General features: G+C 69.3%; 23 protein-coding genes and 1 pseudogene. 7 read left to right on the top strand and 17 right to left on the bottom strand.

Features of this window, described 5'->3' with window-relative positions:
- Positions 1-6 precede the first annotated feature (6 nt).
- Both ACIRJP_RS06780 and ACIRJP_RS06775 read right to left on the bottom strand, forming a co-directional pair.
- On the bottom strand, positions 7-198 hold the full coding sequence (locus ACIRJP_RS06780; RefSeq protein ID WP_404169053.1) for a hypothetical protein: 192 nt from the start codon (positions 196-198) through the stop codon (positions 7-9).
- 10 nt (positions 199-208) lie between these two features.
- A complete protein-coding gene (locus ACIRJP_RS06775; protein ID WP_404169050.1) occupies positions 209-1,060 on the bottom strand; it encodes a helix-turn-helix domain-containing protein in 852 nt (283 codons plus the stop codon).
- A gap of 479 nt (positions 1,061-1,539) precedes the next feature.
- Between ACIRJP_RS06775 and ACIRJP_RS06770 the strand changes: the two genes are divergently transcribed.
- Positions 1,540-1,926 (top strand): ATP-binding protein, encoded by a 387-nt coding sequence (locus tag ACIRJP_RS06770; protein WP_404169046.1) that lies wholly within the window; start codon positions 1,540-1,542, stop codon positions 1,924-1,926.
- A 42-nt stretch (positions 1,927-1,968) separates the two neighbouring features.
- Here the strand turns inward: ACIRJP_RS06770 and ACIRJP_RS06765 are convergent, their stop codons facing one another.
- Positions 1,969-2,541, bottom strand: a complete 573-nt coding sequence (locus tag ACIRJP_RS06765) for a dihydrofolate reductase family protein (protein ID WP_404169043.1) — start codon at positions 2,539-2,541, stop codon at positions 1,969-1,971.
- 137 nt (positions 2,542-2,678) lie between these two features.
- Complete coding sequence (locus ACIRJP_RS06760; RefSeq protein WP_404169041.1) at positions 2,679-3,422, bottom strand: TioE family transcriptional regulator; 744 nt, start codon at positions 3,420-3,422, stop codon at positions 2,679-2,681.
- A 58-nt stretch (positions 3,423-3,480) separates the two neighbouring features.
- Here ACIRJP_RS06760 and ACIRJP_RS06755 point away from each other — a divergent pair, with 58 nt between their 5' ends.
- Positions 3,481-4,701, top strand: a complete 1,221-nt coding sequence (locus ACIRJP_RS06755; protein WP_404169037.1) for an erythromycin esterase family protein — start codon at positions 3,481-3,483, stop codon at positions 4,699-4,701.
- Between the two features lie 54 nt (positions 4,702-4,755).
- On the opposite strand, the pseudogene ACIRJP_RS06750 reads toward ACIRJP_RS06755, so the two are convergent.
- The 3 genes and pseudogenes from ACIRJP_RS06750 to ACIRJP_RS06740 all read right to left on the bottom strand — a co-directional run.
- Positions 4,756-5,055 (bottom strand): annotated as a pseudogene (locus ACIRJP_RS06750) (peptidase); the annotation flags it as partial.
- Positions 5,056-5,229: 174 nt separating this feature from the next.
- Positions 5,230-7,812, bottom strand: a complete 2,583-nt coding sequence (locus tag ACIRJP_RS06745) for an MFS transporter (RefSeq protein WP_404169033.1) — start codon at positions 7,810-7,812, stop codon at positions 5,230-5,232.
- Between the two features lie 148 nt (positions 7,813-7,960).
- A complete protein-coding gene (locus ACIRJP_RS06740; RefSeq protein ID WP_404169030.1) occupies positions 7,961-8,506 on the bottom strand; it encodes a MarR family winged helix-turn-helix transcriptional regulator in 546 nt (181 codons plus the stop codon).
- 164 nt (positions 8,507-8,670) lie between these two features.
- On the opposite strand from ACIRJP_RS06740, the gene ACIRJP_RS06735 reads away from it, so the two are divergent.
- Entirely contained in the window at positions 8,671-9,540 is an 870-nt protein-coding gene (locus ACIRJP_RS06735) for an LLM class F420-dependent oxidoreductase (RefSeq protein WP_404169027.1), read from the top strand.
- 46 nt (positions 9,541-9,586) lie between these two features.
- Here ACIRJP_RS06735 and ACIRJP_RS06730 read toward each other — a convergent pair whose 3' ends face one another.
- On the bottom strand, positions 9,587-10,090 hold the full coding sequence (locus ACIRJP_RS06730) for a DinB family protein (protein ID WP_404169024.1): 504 nt from the start codon (positions 10,088-10,090) through the stop codon (positions 9,587-9,589).
- 281 nt (positions 10,091-10,371) lie between these two features.
- Between ACIRJP_RS06730 and ACIRJP_RS06725 the strand changes: the two genes are divergently transcribed.
- The 3 genes from ACIRJP_RS06725 to ACIRJP_RS06715 all read left to right on the top strand — a co-directional run bounded on the left by ACIRJP_RS06725 (position 10,372) and on the right by ACIRJP_RS06715 (position 14,285).
- Positions 10,372-10,965, top strand: coding sequence for a hypothetical protein (locus tag ACIRJP_RS06725; protein WP_404169022.1), 594 nt, complete (start codon positions 10,372-10,374; stop codon positions 10,963-10,965).
- Positions 10,966-11,136: 171 nt separating this feature from the next.
- Entirely contained in the window at positions 11,137-13,506 is a 2,370-nt protein-coding gene (locus ACIRJP_RS06720; protein ID WP_404169020.1) for a Tox-REase-5 domain-containing protein, read from the top strand.
- A gap of 50 nt (positions 13,507-13,556) precedes the next feature.
- On the top strand, positions 13,557-14,285 hold the full coding sequence (locus tag ACIRJP_RS06715) for a hypothetical protein (protein ID WP_404169018.1): 729 nt from the start codon (positions 13,557-13,559) through the stop codon (positions 14,283-14,285).
- A gap of 42 nt (positions 14,286-14,327) precedes the next feature.
- On the opposite strand, the gene ACIRJP_RS06710 is transcribed toward ACIRJP_RS06715, so the two are convergent.
- The 8 genes from ACIRJP_RS06710 to ACIRJP_RS06675 form a co-directional block, all read right to left on the bottom strand.
- Positions 14,328-14,777 (bottom strand): DUF3592 domain-containing protein, encoded by a 450-nt coding sequence (locus ACIRJP_RS06710; RefSeq protein ID WP_404169015.1) that lies wholly within the window; start codon positions 14,775-14,777, stop codon positions 14,328-14,330.
- A gap of 20 nt (positions 14,778-14,797) precedes the next feature.
- The gene (locus ACIRJP_RS06705; RefSeq protein WP_383720041.1) at positions 14,798-15,382 is read right to left on the bottom strand and encodes a hypothetical protein; all 585 of its coding nucleotides are present in this window, start codon (positions 15,380-15,382) and stop codon (positions 14,798-14,800) included.
- A gap of 45 nt (positions 15,383-15,427) precedes the next feature.
- Positions 15,428-17,428, bottom strand: a complete 2,001-nt coding sequence (locus ACIRJP_RS06700) for a hypothetical protein (RefSeq protein ID WP_404169012.1) — start codon at positions 17,426-17,428, stop codon at positions 15,428-15,430.
- Positions 17,429-17,666: 238 nt separating this feature from the next.
- Positions 17,667-18,437, bottom strand: coding sequence for an ABC transporter permease subunit (locus tag ACIRJP_RS06695; protein ID WP_404169009.1), 771 nt, complete (start codon positions 18,435-18,437; stop codon positions 17,667-17,669).
- A gap of 2 nt (positions 18,438-18,439) precedes the next feature.
- Positions 18,440-19,354, bottom strand: coding sequence for an ATP-binding cassette domain-containing protein (locus tag ACIRJP_RS06690; protein ID WP_404169006.1), 915 nt, complete (start codon positions 19,352-19,354; stop codon positions 18,440-18,442).
- A 42-nt stretch (positions 19,355-19,396) separates the two neighbouring features.
- Positions 19,397-19,726 carry a winged helix-turn-helix domain-containing protein gene (locus ACIRJP_RS06685; protein WP_404169692.1) on the bottom strand — a complete coding sequence of 110 codons (330 nt, stop codon included), beginning with the start codon at positions 19,724-19,726 and terminating at the stop codon, positions 19,397-19,399.
- Positions 19,726-20,181: a hypothetical protein gene (locus tag ACIRJP_RS06680; protein ID WP_404169004.1), complete on the bottom strand. Its 456-nt coding sequence runs from the start codon at positions 20,179-20,181 to the stop codon at positions 19,726-19,728. Before ACIRJP_RS06680 ends, ACIRJP_RS06685 begins: the two co-directional genes overlap by 1 nt.
- Before the next feature lie 647 nt (positions 20,182-20,828).
- The gene (locus ACIRJP_RS06675; protein WP_404169001.1) at positions 20,829-20,981 is read right to left on the bottom strand and encodes a hypothetical protein; all 153 of its coding nucleotides are present in this window, start codon (positions 20,979-20,981) and stop codon (positions 20,829-20,831) included.
- A gap of 44 nt (positions 20,982-21,025) precedes the next feature.
- On the opposite strand from ACIRJP_RS06675, the gene ACIRJP_RS06670 reads away from it, so the two are divergent.
- The gene (locus tag ACIRJP_RS06670; RefSeq protein ID WP_404168998.1) at positions 21,026-21,832 is read left to right on the top strand and encodes a BTAD domain-containing putative transcriptional regulator; all 807 of its coding nucleotides are present in this window, start codon (positions 21,026-21,028) and stop codon (positions 21,830-21,832) included.
- Between the two features lie 47 nt (positions 21,833-21,879).
- Here ACIRJP_RS06670 and ACIRJP_RS06665 read toward each other — a convergent pair.
- Positions 21,880-22,382, bottom strand: a 503-nt coding sequence (locus tag ACIRJP_RS06665; RefSeq protein WP_404168995.1) for a DALR domain-containing protein, incomplete at its 5' end; no start/stop codon positions are given.

Here is a 22,382-nt window from a genome sequence, read left to right as displayed (position 1 = left end):
TCGCGCTTACAGCAGGTGGTCGGCCTTGCCGGCCTTGATGTCGCGGATCATCTGTTGAAGCGCTTCTCGACTGTCGACGAGGTAACGATCCTCCTCGCCCCGGATGGCGATGAATCCGTTGCCTTCCACGTCCGTGCCGAGCCTGAAGCAGTTGTTCCCCTCGCCGCAGTACGGCTCTTCCCAGTCGATCTCGGGCATGCTGAACTCCTCAGAGTTGGCGGGAGATGGCGCGAATGAAGTCCCGGGACTCGGCGGAAGGCAGCGAGGCTTCCTCCATCCAGTCCAGGTGTGCGCGGTATTTGGTCAGCTGCGCATCCGCGTGCATGAACTCGGGACCGTGAGCTGAATCTAGTTGCACGGTGTCGAGTTGAGGCACGACGCCGTGGGCATAGAGGAGTGCGTGCCCGGCACCGGGGAACGCGCCCTGGTCCACCGGGATCACTCGCACATCGATGTGATCGCGTTCTGACATCTCGCACAGGTGCAGCAGCTGCTCGCGCGTGATGTCCCGGCCGCCGAACTGCATGCGGAGGGCAGCTTCGTGGATGTAGCCCGCATAATCGATGGGGGCTTCGCGGTCGAGTACCTGCTGACGTTCCATGCGGTGTGCAACCCGCAGTTCGATCTCCAGGCGTGACAGCTCAGGCAGAACGGCACCGAACACCGCGCGGGCGTATCCGTCGGTGTGGAGCAGGCCGGGGAGATGGACGGTCTGCGCCGTACGGATGCGCGTTGCGTGCCATTCGAGTTCGGCGATGTCCAGAAGGCCGGACGGGAGCGTGCCCCTGTACTGCTCCCACCATCCACGTTCGCGCTGCTCGGCCATCTCCGCCAGCGCGTCGACGTAAAGGGCCTCGGCGCAGGCGTAGTTGCAGGCCAAGGTCCGCACCCGGGCGGGCGAGATCGGGCGGACCCCGCCCTCCATGTTGGAGATCTTCGTCCGGTCGATGCCCAGTAGTCCGGCCGCGTACGAGGTAGTTGCTTCGCTCGCGATACGCATCTTGCGCAGCTCGGCGCCGAGTCGCCGCTGGCGCTCTGTCGGAGTGGAACTGCTCGGCATAGGCCCTCTCTTCCACGGACTGTGGGAACAGTCTGCCGCTGCAGGGGGTGCCCAGTCCAACACGTAGGAGGCAATTGCCTCCAGCTCGGCGACATGTGTGCCAATGCTGCGCTACGTTAGGTGACGCACCGCCCACACAGCGTCGACGAGCCGGAAGTGCATCACGCGGTCCTGCCCGCAACCTCCTGCCCCGGGAGGGGTGGTCCCGCGTCAGGGAGACAGGCCACTGCTCGTCCACAACACAACAACGTGAGCCACTCGTGCGCGCCCACGCGAAAGAGAGTCACCGCCAACTCGCCACCCGCATCAGGGGAGTCCGTCATGCACGTATCCACCTTCGCCGCACTCTGTCCGGCCGTCACTGCCGAGACGAGTCCGCAGACCACCCCGTATCCCCGCCTCGCCCTCCGCTCCGACCCCTCGCAGGCGCATCCCGGCCCCATCTGCGTTCCAAGGGCCATTCCGGACGTGGGCTCTCGTTGAGTTTCACGCTCCCCGGTGACACCCGTAGCGCGTTCATCGGCCGGACCGTGGTGGCCGCCGCCCTGGAGGTGCACGGGCTTGCCCCGTATGTCTGGCCGGCCACGCACATCGTGGACGAACTGGTTGCCGTCACCGTACGGATGAGTCCGGGCAAGGACCTCTACGTGTCCCTGCGCCACCGCGAGGATGCCGTACGTCTCCTTGTCTGGGACCAGCACCCGCATCACGCCGCCCCGGACACGGCCACCCTCTGCGAGACCCGCCGCCGACGGGCGCTCTGGATGCTGGCGGCCGTTGTGGACGACTGGGGCGGCGAGTGGGGTGCCACCGAGGCCAGCCCGCCCCGTGGCGGCATCAAATCCTGGGTGCAGCTGCCCCGTTGAGTTCTTCGACGCGGCGTACGCGGTGGGCGCCGGGCGGCGGTGTCAGCGGATGACGTCGAAGACGTTCTTCTGCAGGCCGTTGGAGTACGCCTCGTGCTCGACGAGCTTCAGCTTCTGGGTGTCCTTGTCCGTGTCGCTGAACAGGCGCTTGCCCGCGCCGAGCAGCAGGGGGAAGACGAGGAGGTGGTAGCGGTCGATGAGGCCGGCGTCCGAGAGGTTCTGGTTGAGGGTGGCGCTGCCGTGGATGATGATCGGGCCGCCCTCGGTCTCCTTCAGCGCGGCGACGTCGTCGAGCGAGCGCAGGATCGTGGTCTCGCCCCAGCCGGAGACCAGGTCGTCCTCGGTGAGGGTGGTGGAGACGACGTACTTCGGCATCGCCTTGTAGTCGGCGAAGTCCGCCATGTCCGGCCAGACCGGGCTGAAAGCCTCGTAGCTGACCCGGCCCGTCATCATCGCGGCGGCCTCCTGCTGCTCCCGGCCCTTGATCTCGAACGCCTCCGGGACGAACTCCATGTCCTTGAACGTCCACCCCGAGTTCCGGTAGCCGGGCTCGCCGCCCGGGGCCTCCACGACGCCGTCGAGCGAGATGAAGGCGGTGCTGATCAGGGTGCGCATCTGAGGACTCCTCGTTTCACGTGGGTGGTGCGGCAGCGGGCTGCGCCGTACCGAACTATTGCTCACTTGCCTACGGACTGCAGACTGCGGATCTACGGGAAACTCATCGGCCCCCGTCGATCGTGTGGGCGGGTTGCTCATCCGCGTTCGCGCAGGTGCGCGTCCAGCTCGGCTGCCCCCGCCAGCATCGCGCGTCCTCGGGCGGACAGCCGGTCGCGCCAGTCGCGCAGGGTGGCCTCCAACGGTTCCGGGCCGCCCGCCGCGCGGACCTGGGCGACCAGCGGGGCGATCTGCTCCAGCAGGTGGCCGCCCCGCCTGAGTTGGTGGGCCATTCGGGCATCCCGTACGTCGGCCTCGCCGTAGACGCGGTAACCGGTCCGTGGGTCGCGGCGCGGGTGCACCAGTCCGGCGCGCTCCCACTTGCGCAGCGTCGCGGGCCGGACGCCGAGCTTCCCGGCCAGCGGTCCGATGAAGGTCCCGCCGGAACCGGAACCGGAACCGGGCGCCGCATCCGGGGCGGGCGCCGCCGCGGGGTCCAGGTCGCGGAGGGCGCGTTCCACGGCCCGCAGTGTCTGCCGGTCCTCCAGGAGCTGGGCGTGACTCTCGTCGACGAGGTGCAACGCCTCGTCGATCGAGCCCTCGTTCACCGCCCGCATGATCGCCGACGCCGTGGGGTGGCCGTGGCCGGGGAGCAGGGCGAGGAACGCGCGCAGGGCCCCCGCGTGCAGCGAGGTGTAGGTGCGGTAGCCGTGGGGTGTGCGACCGGCGGCGGGAAGGACGCCGGCCTCCTCGTAGTTCCTGACCGCCTGCGTGGACAGTCCGTGCACGCGCGCCAGGTCGACCGGCCGGAGCCGATCACCGGTTTGAAGGTTTCGACCCATTGTCCTGCCGATATCGCGGGAAAGTTTCAACCGAAGGTTCAACGATAGCGTCGAAGGCATGGCTACCGACATCAAGGACACCGCGCATGCCGTCGATGCTGCCGCCGTCATGAGGCTGCTCCCGGCCCGGCCCCGGGTGCTCGCCCTGGGCGAGCCCACCCACGGCGAGGACAGCCTGCTCGACCTGCGCAACGAGCTCTTCCGGCAGCTCGTCGAGCAGGAGGGCTATCGGGCCATCACCATCGAGAGCGACTGCCTGATGGGCCAGGTCGTGGACGACTACGTCACCTCCGGCACGGGCACTTTCGACGAGGTCATGGAGCACGGCTTCAGCCACGGCTGGGGCGCCTCCGAGGCCAACCGCGAGCTCGTGCGCTGGATGCGCGCCCACAACGTCCGCGCCCACAACGAAGGCCGGCCCGAGTCCGAGCGGGTCCGCTTCGCCGGGTTCGACGGCCCGTTGGAGATCGCCCACGCCGCGAGTCCCCGGCAGGCCCTCACCGCACTCCACGGCTACCTCGCGGACCGGGTGGACGCGGACCTGCTCCCCTGCACCGCGCAGACGCTCGACCGCCTGCTCGGCGTCGACGACCGGTGGACCGAGCCCGCCGCGATGAGGGACCCGTCCCGGTCCGTGGGGCAGTCGGCCGAGGCCGGCCGACTGCGGCTGCTCGCCGACGATCTGGTGGCACTGCTCGACGGGCAGGCGCCGCACCTGACCACGGCGGGGCCGCCGGAAGACTGGGACCGGGCGCGGCTGTACGGGCGCACCGCGATCGGCCTGCTGCGCTACCACCACTGGATGGCCGACTCCTCAACGGCCCGCCTGGCCCGGCTGGTGGGCCTGCGGGACCAGATGATGGCCCACAACCTCCTCGCCCTCGCCGAGCGGGGCCCCGTGCTCGTCCACGCCCACAACTCCCACCTCCAGCGGGAGAAGAGCACGGTACGGATGGGCGGGACGCGGCTGGAGTGGTGGAGCGCCGGTGCGCTGGTGAGCGCCGGGCTCGGCGAGGAGTACGCCTTCGTGGCCACGGCCCTCGGCACGATCCGGCACCAGGGCGTGGACACCCCGCCACCGGACACCCTCGAAGGACTCCTGTACGCGCTCCCGGAGGACCGCTGCGTCATCGACGCCGGCCGGCTCGCCACCGCCCTCGGGGACACCCGGCCCGGCCCCCGCGTATCCCCCTGGTTCGGCTACGCCCCCTTCGACCCGGCCCACCTGGCGGGCAGCGACGGCATCGTGTTCGTCAAGGACGTCCCACAGGTTCAGTGAGGGGTCGGGTCGGCCATTCCGTCCAGGGGGCCGCGAAGTTCCGTGCGTTTATGGCTAGTTGAGGGCGGCCGGAATGTTGACGGCGTTCGGGGTGCCGGCGTCACCCGGGGCCGGGGCCGAGGACGGGGCTTTGTCGCAGAACTCCGCCTCGATCACATCGACGTAGGTGTCTCCGTCCCACAACCAGTCACCGTTGATGTTGAACGTCAGCTGGTGCTTCCCGTCCAGTGTGCCGACCATCGCGGACAGGGAGCCGTTCGTACGGCCGTTCTTGCCCACCACCTTCACGCCGCAGGACAGCTCCGCGAACTCGACGCCGAGTCCGTAGCCGGTCCCGTTGCCCAGCGGCACCTCGTCGAGCCGTTCCCACGGTCGTGGCCATCGCCAGGGCGAGCGAGGAGATACGTGTGGTTCGTTGCCTCATGCGTCTTGCCTCCAGGTCACCGAGGGGGCGGGGTGCCGCCTCCTCGGTGCCACTGACGCGCAACGCAGGGCTCAGGGAGGATCCGTTGGGGCTGTTCGCCCGGGTCATTCCTTGGGAGCCCTGGCCGTGACCAGCAGACCGGCGAGCACGCTCGCCAGCAGGGTGAGGCCGGCCGTCCACCAGAGGGCTACGGAGTACCCGTCCAGTACCGCGGCGTTGATCCGGTCCAGGGTTGCGGAGAACGACGGCGGAAGATTGTTCCGGCTGATCGGGAAGCCGTTCTTCGCCGCTTCGACCAGAGAGGCGGGAATGTCCGGGGTGTTGGTCAGCCGAGCGGAGATCGCCGAGGCGAGGACGCCGGTGACCAGGGGCCAGGCGGCCCAGCCGCCCACGTTCTGGGCCGCGAGGACGATCGCCGAGGTCCCGCCGGAACCCTGCGCGGCGAGCCCGCCGGTCACGGTGGTGAACAGCGGCGTGAGAGCCAGTCCGGCACCGAAGCCGATGAGCAGCGTGCCCGGCAGCACCTGGGCGGTGTACACACTGTCGGCATCGATCCCGGTCAGGAGCGCCAGGCCGATCGCCGCCAGCAGCAGGCCCGGCGTGATCAGGTTGCGGGGCGCCAGCCGGTGGCACAGCCGGGCGGCGACCTGGGTGGCGGCGAGGACGGCCGCGCCGGCCATGGGCAGCAGGGCCATGGCGCTGTTGGCCGGGGAATATCCGAGGACGCCCTGGAAGTACCTGTTCAGGATCAGGAACATGGCGAACAGGCTCAGGCCGAGGAGGAACAGGGTCAGGAGAGAGCCCGCACGGTTGCGGTCCCTGAGCACGTGCGCCGGGACGAGTGCGTTGGGTGAACTGGTCTGCTGCCATGCGAAGGCCGGCAGCAGGAGAACACCACTCGTGAGGAGGATCAGGGGCAGGGGGGTGACCCAGCCCGTCGCCTGGGCCCTGTCGAAGCCGAAGGCGAGGGCGATGAGTGCGACGGAGCCGATCGTCAGGCCCGGTGCATCGAGGCGGGCAGGGGTGCGGACCGGGTGGGGGTCGTGCACCAGCGCGGCCGCGCACACCGTGATGACCAGAGCGAGCACGGCAATGGCGTACATGCACAGGCGCCAGCTCAGGTTCTCCACCAGCGTGGCGCTCGCGAACATGCCGAACGCCGTGCCGGCGCCGGCGACCGCGGCGTAGACGCCGAAGGCCTTGCCGCGTTCCTTCGGGGCACTGAATCCGGCGGAGACCAGGGCCAGCGCCGACGACGAGAGCAGCGCGGCGGACATGCCCTGGAGCGCGCTGGCGAGGACGAGCAGATTGAAGGAGGGAGCCAGGCCGGCGACCGCGAAGGAAACGGCGAAACCGGCCGAACCGATGACGAACACCCGTTTGCGGCCCAGGAGGTCGGAGAGGTGCCCGCCGAGCAGCAGCAGCAGGCCGAAGGCCAGCATGTAGGCGGTGGTGAACAGGCTCGGGTTGAAGGAGGCGCCCAGTTCGGCGTAGATGGACGGCAGTGCGGTGCTGGTGATCGTCGTGCCGGTCAGCACCAGCAGCTGGGCCGGCGCGGCCACCCCCAGCCCCAGCCACCGCCTGGGGTGCGGAGCCTGCGCACCTGCCGGGACGGGGGCCGTCGGCAGGCCGGCAGGCGCCTTGCTCAGGGACGGCCCGAACCCCGGTGACGGGTGGTGGTCCTCCGGCACTGTCGGGGCGTACGCGGGGTGCGGGGGGAGTGGCTGGGGCCGGTCGGCGTGCTGCGGCTGGGACGGGACGCGCGGGTCCGGCTGAGCGCTCCTCGGCTCCGGGGTGAAGTCCAGCAACTGGGCGGCGTGCCGCCCGAGTTGGGCGAGCACAGAGCCCGGCAGCCATTCGCCGCCCTGGTCGCCGGACGTGCGGGCGACCACGTCGGCGGGTGTGGGCCGCTGTGCCGGGTCCTTGTGCAGACAGGCGCGTACGAGGTCGACGAGTGAGTCCGGTACACCGGTCAGGTCCGCTTCCTCCTCCGCGATCCGGAACAGGTGCGCGTTCAGGCCGGTCTCCGTGGCGCCGAAGAGGAGGCGGCCGGTGGCGGCGTAGACCAGTACCGCGCCCAGGCAGAACACATCGCTGGCCGCGGTGAGTTCGAGGCCGCGCACCTGCTCGGGCGACATGAAGCCGGGGGAGCCGATCAGCATTCCGGTGCGGGTGTGCAGGCTGTCCCCGGCGAGGCTGTCCATGGCCCGCGCGATCCCGAAGTCGATCACGCGCGGCCCGTCCACCGTCACCAGCACGTTGGACGGCTTCAGGTCGCGGTGGATCAGCCCCGCGCCGTGCACCGACTCCAGGGCTGTGGCCAGGCGGTTGGCGAGGGTGCGGACCGAGTGCTCGGGCAGCGGTCCGAAGTCCTTGGCGACCACGGTGGTCAGATCGGGCCCGGGGATGTACTGGGTCGCCACCCAGGGCACCCGGGCCTCGGTGTCGGCGTCGAGCACGGTCGCCGTCCAGGTCCCGCCCACCCGTCGGGCGGCGGCCACCTCGCGCGTGAACCGCTTGCGGAATTCGGGGTGCTGGGCGTGTTCGGCCTGCACCACCTTCACGGCCACGGTCCGTCCGGCTTCGGAACGTCCGAGGTACACCAGGCCCATGCCGCCCGCGCCCAGCCGGGCTATCAGACGGTAGGGGCCGATGCGCTGGGGATCTTCGGCGGTCAACTGTTCCACGGCAGCAAGATAGTTGAGGTATCCAAGCCGTTGTGCCGGATTGCCGTGAACGATCGGTGTACGTGTCCGTGCACGTGTCCGCGTACCTGCACGTGTCCGCGTACGACTACGTGCGCGCGGCGCGGGTGCGCAGCACGCGGTACGGGGCTCAGTCGGGAGACGGCATGAGCGGCGGGCCGTCGGACTCCGCCGCCGAGGCGATCTTGCGCAGCAGGACCACGAGCTGCTCCCGCTCCGCCTCGCTCAGCGGGGCCAGGAGCGCGCGCTCCGTCTCCATCTGCTCGCCGATCGTGGACGACCAGGCGTCGGCCCCCTTCTCGGTCAGCACGACGAGCAGGCTCCGGCGGTCCTCCGGCGAGGGCTGACGGGTCACGTAGCCGGACTTCGCCATGCGGTCCAGCCGGTTGGTCAGCGTCGCCGGATGGGTGCCCAGGCCCTCGGCCAGCTGCGTCGGCGTCATCCGGTACGGCTCGCCGGCGGACCGCAGCCGCCAGAGGATCTCGTACTCCCACATCTTCAACTTGCGCTGCGAGAGCCCGGCTTCCTTGCGGCCCTGGAGGTACTGCACCAGTGTCTGCATCCGGGTGACGGCACCCTCGACGAGCGGGTCCAGGTCGGGGACCTCGCGCCGCCATCGGGTGATGTGCCGGTCGATCGAGTCGGCGCCGTGGGCCGGATCGCGCGTGGTCTCCATGGCTCCAGCATAGAAGGGATGATCCCGATTCAGATATTTTGAAATCGTAGCAAACTGGTTCCCTCCGACATGCCGACGGGTGCCGCCTCGCGTAGCGTGACAGACCCCGGCCGCGACGGCGCCGCAGCCCCGCGCCCGAGCCCCTCGGCCCTCGGAGGGCGGACATGAAGCTCGGTCTGCACTACTGGAACTACTCGACACCGGCCGACCCGGCGCTCATCGCGCCCACGCTCGCGGAGTCGGTGCGGGTCGCCGAGCAGGCCGGGATCGCGTCCTTCAGCGTGATGGACCACTACTTCCAGATGGAGACGGGGCGCAGCGTCGCCGACGAACCGATGCTGGAGGGGTACACCACCCTCGGCTACGTGGCGGCGGTGAGCGAGCGGATGACGCTCGGCCTGATGGTCACGGGGGTGATGTATCGGCACCCCGGCCTGCTGGCGAAGATCGTCACCAGCCTCGACGTGCTGTCGGGCGGCAGGGCGAGGCTGGGCATCGGCGCCTCCTGGTACGAGCGCGAGCAGTACGGGCTCGGCGTGCCGGTGGTCCCGGTCGCCGAACGGTTCGAACGGCTGGAGGAGACGCTCCGCATCTGCCTCCAGATGTGGAGCGACGACAACGGCCCGTTCCGGGGCCGTCATTACCGGCTCGCCGAGACGCTGTGCGTGCCCGAGCCGATCGGCGGGCACCCGCCGATCATGATCGGCGGCGGGGGCGAGAGGAAGACCCTGCTCCTGGTCGCCCGCTACGGGGACGCGTGCAACCTCTTCGCCACCGACCAGGAGGAAGTGGCCCACAAGCTCGATGTGCTGCGGGCGCACTGCGAGGCGGAGGACCGCGACTACGACGCCATCACGAAGACCGTGATGTACGGCGGGCCGGTGCTGGAGAAGCCGGCCGCGTTCCTCGCCGACGCGCAGGCGTACGCGGACCTGGGCATCAGCGAGATCCAGGTGCTGCCCGACCGGCATCCGGTCAGCTTCACCCACCAGATCGCGGAGCGCATCGCACCCGCCGTCGCCGGGATCGGATAGCCGGCGGGGGCGGGGCGATGCGCTCCCGCGTCGCAGCAGGGCCGGCCTACACGCCGGTGGTGCCGTCGACGATCTCCCGGATCACGTCGAGATGGCCGTTGTGCCGGGCGGTCTCCTCGATCAGATGCATGACGACCCAGCGCAGGTCGGGGTGCCTGCCGTCGCGCCGCGGCTGCTTGGCCCGTGTGTCCAGGTCGGTGGAGGCCACCAGTTCGCTGTAGCGGGAGGTTCGTTCCTCGTAGAGTGAAAGTACATCGGCGAGTGGCATGTCCACCGCGATGCGCATTTCTCGGTCGGGGTCCTCGTCGGTCCACGGGCCCTCGTCCGGGCCACCGAGGAAGGCCACCTCGAACCAGTAGTACTCCACCCAGCTGAGGTGGTTGATCAGCCCGGCGATCGTCATCAGGGGCGATCCGGGCAGCGGGGCTCTGCGGGCGTCCTCCGGCGAGAGGCCCTCGCACTTCGCGCGGGCGGTGGCGCGGACGTAGTCGAGGAAGGTGGCCAACTGGGTGCGCTCGTCCCATGCGGGAGGCGAATCGGTGCGTGTCATCGCCGTACACGATGTGCGACGGACCGTCCCCTGTCCACCGCATTGTCCAATGGGGCCCGCCCCTGGGCCCGTGGGCCCACGCCCCGGCGATCCTGCCTCATTACGCTCGTGCACGACCAACTGTGAGCCAACCGGCCGGCGCCCGCGACCAGCGCCTGTCCGGCGTGCCCGCAGACATCCGGAGCTGCACGCGCCATCTGTCTGCACCTGTCTCAGTCCGTCTCCGCCTATCTCCATCTGTCTCCATCTCTGTCTCCACACATTCATGGGGTGATTTGTCGATGAGTGACGGTTTCTTCTACTCGTACCACCTCGGCTGGAGCCGCCCGGACTCCGAGTCGCTCTTCAGCGATCTCGACGCGGCGGGCCTGCGGCTCAGCCACCCGGTCACCCGGCGGGTGACCCTGCTCGGCCCGGGGCCCGGCCCGCACGGCACCCCGTCATGGGTGACCAGGGAGCAGCTCGTGCTCCTCGCCGGACTCCAGCGGCTCGACAGCGTCGACTTCGTGCTGTGGGTGGACAGCGGGACCGATGTGCCCGCACGCATCCGCCGCATGAGGGACGGAGTGGTCGCGCTCGAATTCGGGTTCGGGCGGCTGACCCGGGACGAACAGGAGGTGGCCGCGAGGGCGATCAGGGAGGCGATAGGGCGGGCTTCCGTGCTCTGCATCGGCTTCGTCGTCGACCGCGAGGGTGCCTCCGTGGCGACGGACTGGAGCGGCGTCGTCATCAACGGCACCACGTTCTTCGACAGTTGGCCCGACACCCTGGCCGTGCGGCACGAGATAGCCGCGATGCAGCCGCAGCTCGCCGGGGTGGCCTCGTACGACCAGTCGCCCTGGATGCTCTTCGGGAGCGAGGTCCCCGTCCGCTAGCGGCTCCCCGCCCGGTGACGGTTCCCCGTCCGGTAGGGGCTCCCCGCCCGGTAGCGCCGAATTTGAGCCTTGCATTGGGTCCTGAGGCCCATGCCCCGATGGGTGCCGGTGTGGTCGGATGCGTGGAGTGGCTGAACTGTGGCCGTACACCGGCAAGGTGGGGGACTCGTCGTGTCTGGCATAGGCGGATTTGCGGTTTCGGGTGGCGGGGGCGGGGGCGGGGCCGTCGCCGTGGGTCGGCAGGGCAGGCAGTCCCTGCCGCGCCCGCTGCAGGCGGTGCTGATCCTCGTACGGCTCCTCTTCGCCGCCGCGGCTCTGGGCGGCATCGGTGTACTGACGGTGGCGTCGGCGGTCGACGAGGTCGACGGCCAGCTCTTCGGGCTGCTGCTGTACGCGGCGCTGCCGAGCGTGACCGCCTTCGTGCTCTCGCTGTACGCGCGCACCGGCGGCGTCTGGATCTGGCGCGGACTGCTGGCCATACACATCTGGCTCACCTTCGGCGCGCTGGCGAACCTCGGCGGGGACGGCGGTGGGCGGGCTGTCACCCAGCTGGTGATGCCGGTCGCCGTCATCGTCCTGCTGTTCCGGCCGAGTTCGCGCGAATGGTTCGACCTGCCCCTCGAACAGCGCTTGCCGCACCGGCGGTTCAGCATCGCGCGCATGATCAAGTGGCGCCGGGACGACGCCGGTCAGACCGCCATGGAATACCTGGGCATGATCCTGGTGGTCGTGGCCCTCATCGGCGGGCTCGTCGTCACCGGCATCGCCGCCCAGCTGACCGGTGGGATGCAGGACGCGATCTGCCGGCTCACCGGGAGCGCCTGCCCCGCGCCCGGCAGCGATGTGGAGGCGGGTCCCGGCAAGGACTCCGGCGGTACGGCCGCTTCCGGCGGCACGGACTCGGGCGGATCGGACGTGGCCGGGGGATCTAACACGGCCGGGGGTTCCATCACGGCCGGCGGCTCCGACACGGCCGGCGGAGCCGGCAACTCGGGCGCATCGGGTGGCTCGGGGTCCGACTCGGGTGGCTCCGGCAGTTCGGGCGAATCCGGCGCCTCCGGAAGCTCCGCGGGCTCCAACGGGGGTGATCCCGCCATCCAGGTCGACGACGGCGGCGACGACGTGGACACCACCGGGGAGCCGAACGGCGGCGACGACGACCAGGACGACTCCGGCGACGGCGACGACGGGAAGTCCGACGAGAGCTGCACCTCGGGCGTCGGCGCGTTCTTCTCCTGCGCCGCGCACCAGACCGGCGGCTTCTTCAAGGGTCTGATCGGCGACGGCCTGTGGGGTGACATCACCGGCACCATCAGCACGATCTTCCACCCCGTCGATGCGTGGAACGGCCTGATGGACTACGGCAAGAGCCTCGGCGACAAGTGGAGCCAGGACTCCAAGGACGCCGGGGGCAAGTGGGACGACGGCGACTACCTCGGCGCGATCTGGGACTGGACCAAGGCGTCCGGCGGCACCGGCGTCAAGGTCCTCGACGACATGTTCATCGGCGACGAAGTCCGTGACATGTGGAAGAACGGCGACGAGGGCCAGGCGATCGGCACCGGCCTCTGGAACATCGGCTCGCTGTTCATCCCGGGCTACGGCGAGGCCAAGCTCATCGGCAAGTTCGGAAAACTGGGCAAGCTCGGGAAGCTCGGCAAGCTCGGCGAAGTCGCCCAGAAGGCCGAGAAGGCAGCCGACAAGGCGAGGAAGGCCGCCAAGGCGGGCGACGTCGACGGCGCGGAGAGGGCCGCGCAGGAAGCGCAGCGGCACGCCGACGACGCCGCCGAGAAAGCCGGTCTCAAGGGCTGCACCGTCGGGATGGGCGGTCGCGTCCGGGTCCCGTACGGCAGTGGTGCGGGCGTCGGACTGCCCGGCTCGGGCACCGGCACCATCGCCGCGCCGCCCATCTCCGTACCCGTCGGGTTCCTCGCGAAGGACTGCGGCGACGTCGACCCGGAGGACAAGGCCGCCGCCGACGAGGCCCAGCGACTGGCCGACGAGGCGAAGAAGGCCGCCGCCGCGGCGAAGCGGAGGCAGGGGCTGGAGCGCGCCCAGAATCAGCCCAAGCCGGCCTGGTACGAGGACCTGAAGGACCCGACGACGGGCGCCAAGGACGGTGGCGACGGGAACTGGGCGGAGATCAGGCCGGGCGTCTTCAGCTACGCGTCCGAGATGGGCGCCCGCTACCAGGAACAGATCTCCAAGGTGGGCCGCGGCAAGGAGTACCAGGTACCGCTCGACAAGCTCACGGGCAAGCCCGTCGACTTCGACGGCTGGGACGCCTCGCGGGGCACCTACCTGGAGGCGAAGTACGGGTACACGGGCAAGGACTTCTACAACGCCGATACCGGAACCCTCACCCCGAAGATCGCCGACCGGTGGGCCGACCAGGCGACCCGGCAGGTCGACGCGGCACGCGGCAAACCGGTCGAGTGGCACCTCTCCGACCCGAACGTCGCCGAGGCGGCGCGCGAGATGTTCGAGGAGCGGGGCATCAACGTTAAGGTCATCAACACCCCTGATGACCTGGTCGGCTGAGCGCCTGCCGGGAGCGGAACTCAGGACCGGGAACCCGAGGAGAGCGTGTCGTGCTGTACGTAGTCGTCAATGGTCTCTGGGGTCCTCGCGGGGAATGCGTGCCGGACATCGCCGAGCGCTGGTCCGGCACGCTCGCCGCGCTGAGGAACATCGACGGCCCGACCTTCGGCGCATGGCACGAATCCGAGGACGGTATCGCCTCCGACCCCTTGCTGGAGCCCTCGGTTCCCGCACTGGCGGAGTACATCGAACGGACGAACACGGGCCCCGACCTCGACGTGGTGGGCTACACGTCGTCGTTGTGGGCCCGGAATCCCGGAGCGGCGCACGTGTCCTTCGCGATCCACGCGGGCGGTACGTCGCTCCACGCACCGCATTCCGTCTCCCTCACCTTCCGGTCGCGTGAGGTCGACGAATCCGCCGAAGTGATCCGGCGCGCCCCGGAGATCCTGCGTGTCCTCGCGGAGCACTGGGAGATCGACGCCGGGCAGGTGTACGGAAAGCCCCAGTACCGGGCGGTGGCCGAGCGGTTCGACCTGGCGAACAGCGACCCCCGCTGCGGCCGTGCGGTCTTCCTCTCCGCCGGCCGTGCCGCCCTCGCCCCCGATGGCCTGCCCGGAACGTACGTCCGTACCGCGCACGACGGACTGGTCATCGACCTCACCCGTGGCGGTACGGAGTCCCCGTCCATCGAGACGGTCATCGAGGCGAACATGCGACTGCGGGCGGCCGGGGCGCTGACGCCGCTCCCGGAGCCCTTCGACCGTGCCAGGTTCTGACCAGCAGTCCCACCGCCCCGGCCCCCGCCCGGCCGGCCGCCCTCAGAGCCATCCCCGCATCGCCGCGAACCCCAGCAGCAGCCCCACCGCGAACGCCCCGGGCACGAGCGTGAACGCCGCTGGCATCAGCACCGGACCCCACGCCCCCGGCCCGGCCACCGTGGCGCTCCTCGCCGGGTCGGCCGGGTCGTAGCTGACCCGGACCGGTGCCCCGACCTCGAAGCCGAACGGGCCCGGGGCATGGTCGGTGAACTCGATGTCGCGGCCCTCGCGGGTACGGAACGCGAAGACGTACTCGGTGGCGTAAGCACGCTCGGAGCCCGGCCCCCGGTCGACCGTCCGGCGGTCCGAGCACCGGCCCTCGGCGCGTTCGCCGTGCCGCACCAGCCGCAGCACCCGGTTCAGCCGCAGCGCGGAACGGAGTGCGAACGCGCCCAGGAGCAGGCCCAACAGCAGCAGGAACGTGGCCGTGCCACCGGGCAGGATCTGCATGAACGAGCGCTCCCGGTCCGCTACTTGACCGTGATCGAGTCGACGAAGGCGTCGAGGTCCTTCGAGCTCAGCGAACCCTTCACCGCGTTGATCCGGACCGCGAACGGCACGTCCTTCGAATCGACGCCCGCCACCACGACCCCCGTCATCCGGGTGCCCTGTGCCGGCGTCCGGTCCTCGCCGCTCGACGTGAACTCGTAGTCGATCCGGCGCGCCTCACGGGCGCTCTCCGCACCCGCGAGCCGCACCTCCTCGGTCCCCTTGCGGGTCGCCCCGAGGCCGATGCCGGCGCCCGCCGCGGACGCCGCCTCGGCGGCGCTGTCCACGCCCGTGGCGAAGTCGAGCTGCACCGAGACCATGCCGGTGCGCAGCCCGCCCTCCTCCTTGAGCGCGACGGCCGCGTTGGTCTTCGCCCGGTCGGCCGCGGGCTGCTCCTTGTAGCCCTTGTCCCCGGGGTAGCCGACGGAGAGGCTCTTGGTGTCGAGCTTGTCCCAGCCCTGCGGGAGCGCGGCGCTCTCCCCGCCGCAGCCGGTGAGCAGGGCGAGGCCGATGGCGGCGGCCGCGGTCGCGCCGATGGTCCGGTACGTCTTCTTGGTCGTCGTCATCGCCTATCGCCTCTTCGTCGTGCCCGGTTGCTGCTTCCCGTACAGCTACTTCGCGCAGTAGCTGTACGGAAGGTACGAGCGCTTGTCGCCCTGCGGAGCGCCGAGGAACTCCGCGTCCGTCAGTGTCTCCTTCTTGTGCTCGTCGGAGATGGAGAATCCCAGACTCATGCCGAGCGAGACCTCGAAGCCGAACTCCTGCGCGTCCGTCTGACCGTTGTACTTCATCTTGCTGGACAGGCCGTCCTCGTACATCAGCTGGTCGAAGGGGTCGGTTCCGGTGGGCTTCTGCTCCAGCGAATGATCGCCGAACATGTACTCGAACGGAGCGGTGTTGTTGCCGGAGCCGTCCAGCCACTGCTCGGCGACGGCGCGCTTGTCCTCGGTGGCCTTGTCGGTGTCCTTGCCGAAGACGATCGAGTTCGTCCGGACCTCGATGCCGGTGTCGCCGGAGGAGTCCGAGCCGCTGACCTTGCCGCCGCGCTTGTCCTTGCCCTTCTCGCCGTTGTCGCCGCTGATGTCGCCCTTGTCGGACGTCGAGCCGTTCTCGATGGTCTGGGTCATGTCGATCCGGACGATCTTGCCGGTCTTCTGGTCACGGGTGACGGTGACCGCCCCGGTCCGGCTGTCCTTCGCGGAGGCCGCGCCGCCCAGCGGGCCGGCCGAACCGCTGACCTTGCCCTCCAGTTCGAGCTTGGCGGTGTACGTGTACGACTCGTTTCCGTTGACGTCGTCCTTGGTGATGGTCACCTCGGGAGAGAACTTCGCCTTGCCGCCGAGCTTCGCGCCGAGCTTGGACTCGTCACCCGCGCTGATGGAGAGGCCGCCGTCCGCGTACGCGTTGAGGCCGATGGTCGAGTACGAGATCTTCTTGTCGCCGATCTTGCTCTCGACGTCCTTCTTCTTGTCGGCCCACTTCATCCCGGAGTACCAGCCGCCGCCGTAGCCGCCGCTGTACTTGGTGGAGGTCTCCCACATCTTCATCTCTTCGATGTCGTCCCTCATCTTCTGGGCCTCCTCCTCGCTCTTGAAGACCCAGGTGTCACCGTTGGTGATCTTGATGCCGCCGCCGACGTCCACATCGGCCTTGCCCAGCTTGCCGAGCTTGACGCCGGGGGTGCTGGCGGTGGCTCCGGCCGAGGCGGCGTCCGTGAACGTCATGTAGACGAGCTTGTCGTTCTCGTCGACCTTGCCGTCCTCGTTCACATCGGTCTTGGCCTGGCTGACCTTCTGCTGGAAGCCGTACTCGTTGCCCCACTCGAACCAGCCGATCTTGACCTTGTCGCCGACGGTGTCGGAGATGCTGGAGACCTGGCACATCTTGGGCTCGTAGTCGGCGTCCGTCTTCGGCTTCGCGGTGGTGTCCCCGCCGCCGGTGGAACAGCCGCCACCGCCGCCGCCCATGGAGCTGATCGCGCAGCGGATGCGCTCACCGATCTGCCCGCCGACACCGGCCATGGCCATCGCGCCGATCAGCGTCACGACGAGGACGACCACCCCGAGGTACTCCATGGCGGTGGCACCGCCGTCCCGCCAGGAGTACGGCTGGTACGGGGCCGGCTCCGGCCGGTCCGCGCGGTCGTCCAGGAGCCGGTCGACGGCCAGTCCCGCCGCCGCGCCGGTCGCCAGCGAGACGAGCGGCATCAACGTGCCCTCGACGTCCACGAGATGCCAGGACACGGCCAGCCCGTAGACGAGCGCGGCCAGCGGGACGGTGAGGGAGGCGAGGAGCGTCAGCAGGCGGGACTCGCGGTACTCGTCGGGCAGGACGCGCGCGGAGGCCAGAACCGTGAGGACGGTCGTGATGACGGCGGGTACGTGGATCAGGGCCAGGCGCCAGCCGAATCCGGCCAGCCGCTCGTCGCTGGCCAGCAGCTCGACGAGCCCGCGCGAGACCAGATACCCGGCGGCGATGTAGACCAGCGCGCCGGCGGCCCAGCTACGGGTCAGCGCGAAGAACACGCCCCCGCTCGCACCGGATCCGCCACCCCCGCTCCCCGGCGGTATGTGGCCCGCGCCTCCGCTTCCCCAGCCCCCGCCACCAGTCACGGTTCTTCCTCTCCGACGCCCACTCGCCATGCCTGTGCCCGCAGTTCGCATTCGGGTCGACGTGAGCGTACGGGTGTACGAGCCGGGTGACCTGGGCCCTTGGCCCCAAAATCGGGCCCAAGCGCGAGGGGCGGTGCCGGGCGGGGGTGACGTCCCGGGCGTTCGAGCGCGGTGGCCCCGCGTCCCGATGACTTCCGGACGCGGGGCCACCGTGTCGACTCACCAGGTCGGCAAAGCCTCAGACATCACGGCGCCGTGTCACCAGATATCCGGCGCTCACGGCGAGAACGGTCCAGGCCAACAGCACGGCCATGCCGGTCCAGGCGTTGAGGACGGTGCCTTCCTGCTGCTCCCTGTAGAGGATGAGCCCGCCGGCCACGTCGGGCAGGAACTGCGCGGCCTTCTGCACACCGGGAAGATTGTTGAGGATGGTCGAGAGCATGAAGAACAGCGGCACCAGGATGCCCATCGTGAGGGCGGAGCTGCGCAGCACGCTGGCGAGTCCCATGGAGAAGACGCAGAGCAGCGTCGTGTAGAGCACCGCTCCGGCCAGTGCGGTCGGCACCCCGTCATCGGTGAGCGCGACACTCCGCGGACTGCCCATGGCGGCCTGCGTGGTGAGGAAACCGACGACCACCACGACGACGGACACCACGAAGGCCGCGGCGCCACCGGTGAGCATCTTGGCCCCGTAGAAGACACCGCGTCGCGGTACCGCGAGCAGTGAGCTGCGTATGGTGCCCGTCGCGTACTCGCTGCTCACGATCAGTACGCCGAAGACGACCAGCGCGATCAATCCGAGCCGGAGCCCGCTGAAGCCGGAGGCTACCGGATCGAACTTCGCCATTGCCTCCGCGCTCATGCGCTGCTGACTGCTCCGCAGGAAGCCGCCTGTGAGGAGAGCCAAGGTCACACTTGCCAGGAAGTAGAGGGCCAGGCTCCACAGGGTGGACCGAAGGGTTCTGATCTTGGTCCACTCGAAGGCCACGGCCGCGCCGATGTCTGCCATCGTCACCGCACCTCCGGCTTCGCGCGGTAGTCCACGGCGGCGTCGGTGAACTGCATGAATGCCTCTTCCAGGGATGCGACGTGGCGGCTGATCTCATAGACGGGCACCTGGTTCCCGGCCGCCAGGGTGCCCACGGTCTCCGGGAGTGTCCCGACAGCCTGGATCGCCCCGTCGGGCCCGGTGTCCGCGTGGATGCCCTGGGCCGCGAGCAGATCACGCATCCGTTCCGGCTCAGGTGTGCGGACCAGAACGTACGAACGTGAGTGGCGTGCGACGAAGTCGTCGACGGATGCGTCGGCGAGGAGCCGTCCCTGCCCGATCACGATCAGATGGTCCGCGGTCAGAGCCATCTCACTCATCAGATGGCTGGAGACGAGGACAGCACGGCCCTCGCCGGCCAGCTTCTTCATCAGGCGGCGGATCCATTGGATCCCTTCGGGATCGAGGCCGTTGACCGGCTCGTCGAGCAAAAGCAGCGACGGGTCGCCGAGCAGTGCGGTGGCGATCCCGAGCCGCTGGGCCATACCCAGTGAGAGCCCCTTGGCCCGCTTGTGTGACGCCGCGCTCAGCCCGACGGTCTCCAGTACCTCCCGCACCCGCTGTTCGGGGATGCGGTGGCTGCGGGCCAGCCCCAGGAGATGGCCGTGGACGGTGCGTCCCCCGTGCAGTGATCTGGCATCGAGCAGCGCACCGACTCTGGTGAGAGGGAGATGTAACTCCTCATATCGTTTGCCCTCGATGAGGACCTGGCCCGAGGTCGGCCGGTCCAGGCCGACTGCGGCGCGCATGAGCGTGGACTTCCCGGCCCCGTTGGGCCCGAGGAATCCGGTTACACGGCCCGGCTCGACACGGAAGGAGAGCCCGTCGAGCGCGAGTGTCGTTCCGTAGCGTTTGGTCAGTTCCTGTACTTCGAGCATGCCCCTCAACCTTGTGTGCGCGATCGTCCGGATGTGTGCGGGTCAGTTCTCTTCGTCGTCCTGGGCGGACCGCTCCGTCGGCCCGTGCGCGGCGGCGACGATCCGCTCCAGCGTGGCGGCATGCCGTTGGAACGCCTGCCGTCCGTGCGGGGTGAGCCGTACGTGGGTGCGTCTGGTCCCGTTCTCCCGCCCCTTGCGCACGGTGACGTACCCGGCGTTCGCGAGGGCGGAGATCTGTTTCGACAGGGCTGAGTCGCTGGTCCCGATGGTGTCCCGCAGGAAGCCGAACTCCACCCAACTGGCCGGAGCCAGCAACGCGACGATGGACAACCGGGCCGGAACGTGCAGGAATTCGTCGAAGTCCGGATCCATCAGCGAGGCCTGCTTTCCCACCGCACAAGTGCTCCGAACGCGCGTCGCGCCAGGCCCGCGACCGGCAGGCTCGCCAGGGCGAGCACCGCGGCGGCAACCGCGTGAGGCGCCGGCGCACCCATCGCCCGGGCGGCAGCCAGAAGGCCCGCGAAGGCGGCCAGGAAGACAGCCGACAGACCCAGGGCGAAGAGCACTTCGGGGCCGGTGGGCCTCCTGCGCACGGAAGCCCGACGCCTGTACGTGATCAACTGCCCGACCACCAGCGCGAACACCGGCAGGAGCATGGCGCCGCTCCAGGGGTTCGGCAGGTCGAACGACGCCAGAGCGATGAAGATCATCAATGCGGCGGTGATCAGATAGGGGCGGGAGAAGCCGTGGCGGACGTACTCGTCACTGGTCCGTTCCTGAAGGCGGCGGATCTCCGTGAGCCTGGCCTGGGCGTCGTTGGAGGTCATGGGCGCTCCTTGGTCGTCTTTGCTTTCCTATGAGGAAAGTAGCACCTGCTTTCCTCAGAGGAAAGCAGGATCGCGTAGGTCGCCTGCGGTCATCGGGGCCCCGCTCCGGCCGGAACCCCACGGCTGCCCGTCCCTCTCGACGGCCCTCGGCCGCCTCGCCGGTGGCAGGGTCGGGAACCGGCCGTCGCGCGGCGGCGTCGAAGCCGTATGTCGAGAGCGTCTTGCCGGCCCTTCGGGCGGGGGGTCTCGATCGGTCCCGTCTCGCAGGTCGCGGGTCGCGAGGGGCTCCACCGCTCCTGGCGGCGTCACCGACGGGCATCAATCGGTGGATCCGATTCGTTGAGTCGATCGCGTGTGCAATTTCAACTTACGGGTTATGATCCGGAACGAGGGAGAGCTTTCGGTCCGACGTGACCGATTGTTGATCGATTGCATAGTGTGTGGCTGCTGAGTAATTTTGCGAGTCTGTGCGCCGGCCTGATTTCTGCAATTTCGCAACGGGGGTCATTATGAATCGTGTATCCGCATCCGCATCCGTATCCATGTCTGTTTGCACCTGCATTGGCACCGATCGTTCGCGTATGTCCGTTGTCGGCCCGGACTTCGCGGTGTGGTCTGTGGGGGAGGGTAGATGTCCGATATTCACGCTATGTGACAGGAGATTCCGGCAGGAACATTCGGAAAAAATGCCGCGATCCGATGGAAATCAGCATCATCCGTCCCTGGTTCTGCGTGTTCGCGCGTGTTTGCCGAGCGGCGCGGTCAATAAATCGCTCCAGCCGCGAGAAGATCTTCTCCATGAATTCAAAATGTGTCACGGGAGTCGCCTCGATTCTGCGTTTTGATGAGAGGCGGGGGAATGCTTTTCAGTATCCTCGGGCCGCTTCGTGTTCAGGGAAAGATCGAGATTTGCTCGCCTGTACGGCGCGCGATTCTCACCTCCCTCCTGCTGCGGGCCGGGCAGCCGGTAGTGATAACCGAGATGGCGGAACTGTTGTGGGACGCGCCCCCCACCTCCGCCGCGGCGAACATCCGTAGCCATCTGACGGGCTTACGACGTGACCTCGAAAAGGCCGGTGCGGGGCTCAGCCGCAGGATCACGACCTACCGCGGCGGCCAGAGTGGGTACGGACTTCAAGCCGCTCCTGACGAGATCGACCTGTCGAGGTTCACACAGGCTTCGCGCCATGCGCGCAGTCTCCTCTCACGCGGTGACGCCGAGTCGGCGATCACCACGCTCGAGCAGGCCATGGTCCTGTGGCGCGGCCCGTTCGGCCAGGACCTTCCGGCGACTCGGTGGTTTCACGCGCACGCCGCCGGCCTCAACAGAGCGCGGTTCGACGCATACCAGACTCTGTTCACCGCCTGCGTCCTCGCCAACCGCACCGAGATGCTCGCCTACCGGATCGAGAGTGTCATCGCGGACGCGCCGTACAGGCAGCGTCTGTGGGAACTGCTGGCTGCGGTGCACTGCATCGACGGCGATGCCGCCGGCGCCCTGATCGTGATCAAGCGGTGCCAGGCACTGTTCGCCGACGACCTGGGTCTCGACCTGCCTCCGGATGTCGAGGCGATGCGGCACGCCGCCCTCAGCTGGGACAGTGACCAGGCCCGGCGCCTGGTCGCGACGCGGGCCGCGGCCCTCGATTGATACGTGCGGATGTGCCGCCCGGAACGCCGGGCGGCACACGGTGGGGACTACTGGCGCGGGCCGAGTGTCCACCGCGGTCCGGTGGGGCTGTCCTCGATGACGAGTCCGGACTGGTTGAGCTGGTCGCGGATGGCGTCGGCGGCGGGCCAGTCCTTGCGCTCGCGGGCCGACTGGCGCTGGTCCAGGACGAGCCGTACGAGCGTGTCGACGGCCCCGTGCAGATCGTCGCCGCGGTCGTTCTCGCCCGCCCAGTGCTCGTCGAGCGGGTCGAGGCCGAGGACGCCGAGCATCGCGCGGACCTCCGCGAGCCGGGCGACGGCGGCTTCCTTGTCGTCGGCGGCCAGCGCGGAGTTGCCCTGGCGGACCGTGGTGTGGACGATCGCGAGCGCCTGCGGGACGCCCAGGTCGTCGTCCATCGCCTCGGCGAAGGCCGGCGGCACCTCGGTGGCGGGCTCGACGCTCTCGCCCGCCTTCTCGGTGACGCGCTGGACGAAGCCCTCGATCCGCGCGAACGCGGACTCGGCCTCGCGCAGGGCCTCCTCGCTGTACT

Source organism: Streptomyces sp. NPDC102437 (assembly GCF_044765565.1).
Classification (GTDB): Bacteria; Actinomycetota; Actinomycetes; order Streptomycetales; family Streptomycetaceae; genus Streptomyces.
Note: the sequence above shows the minus strand (reverse complement) of the source record. Positions and strands in the feature narration are given on the sequence as shown.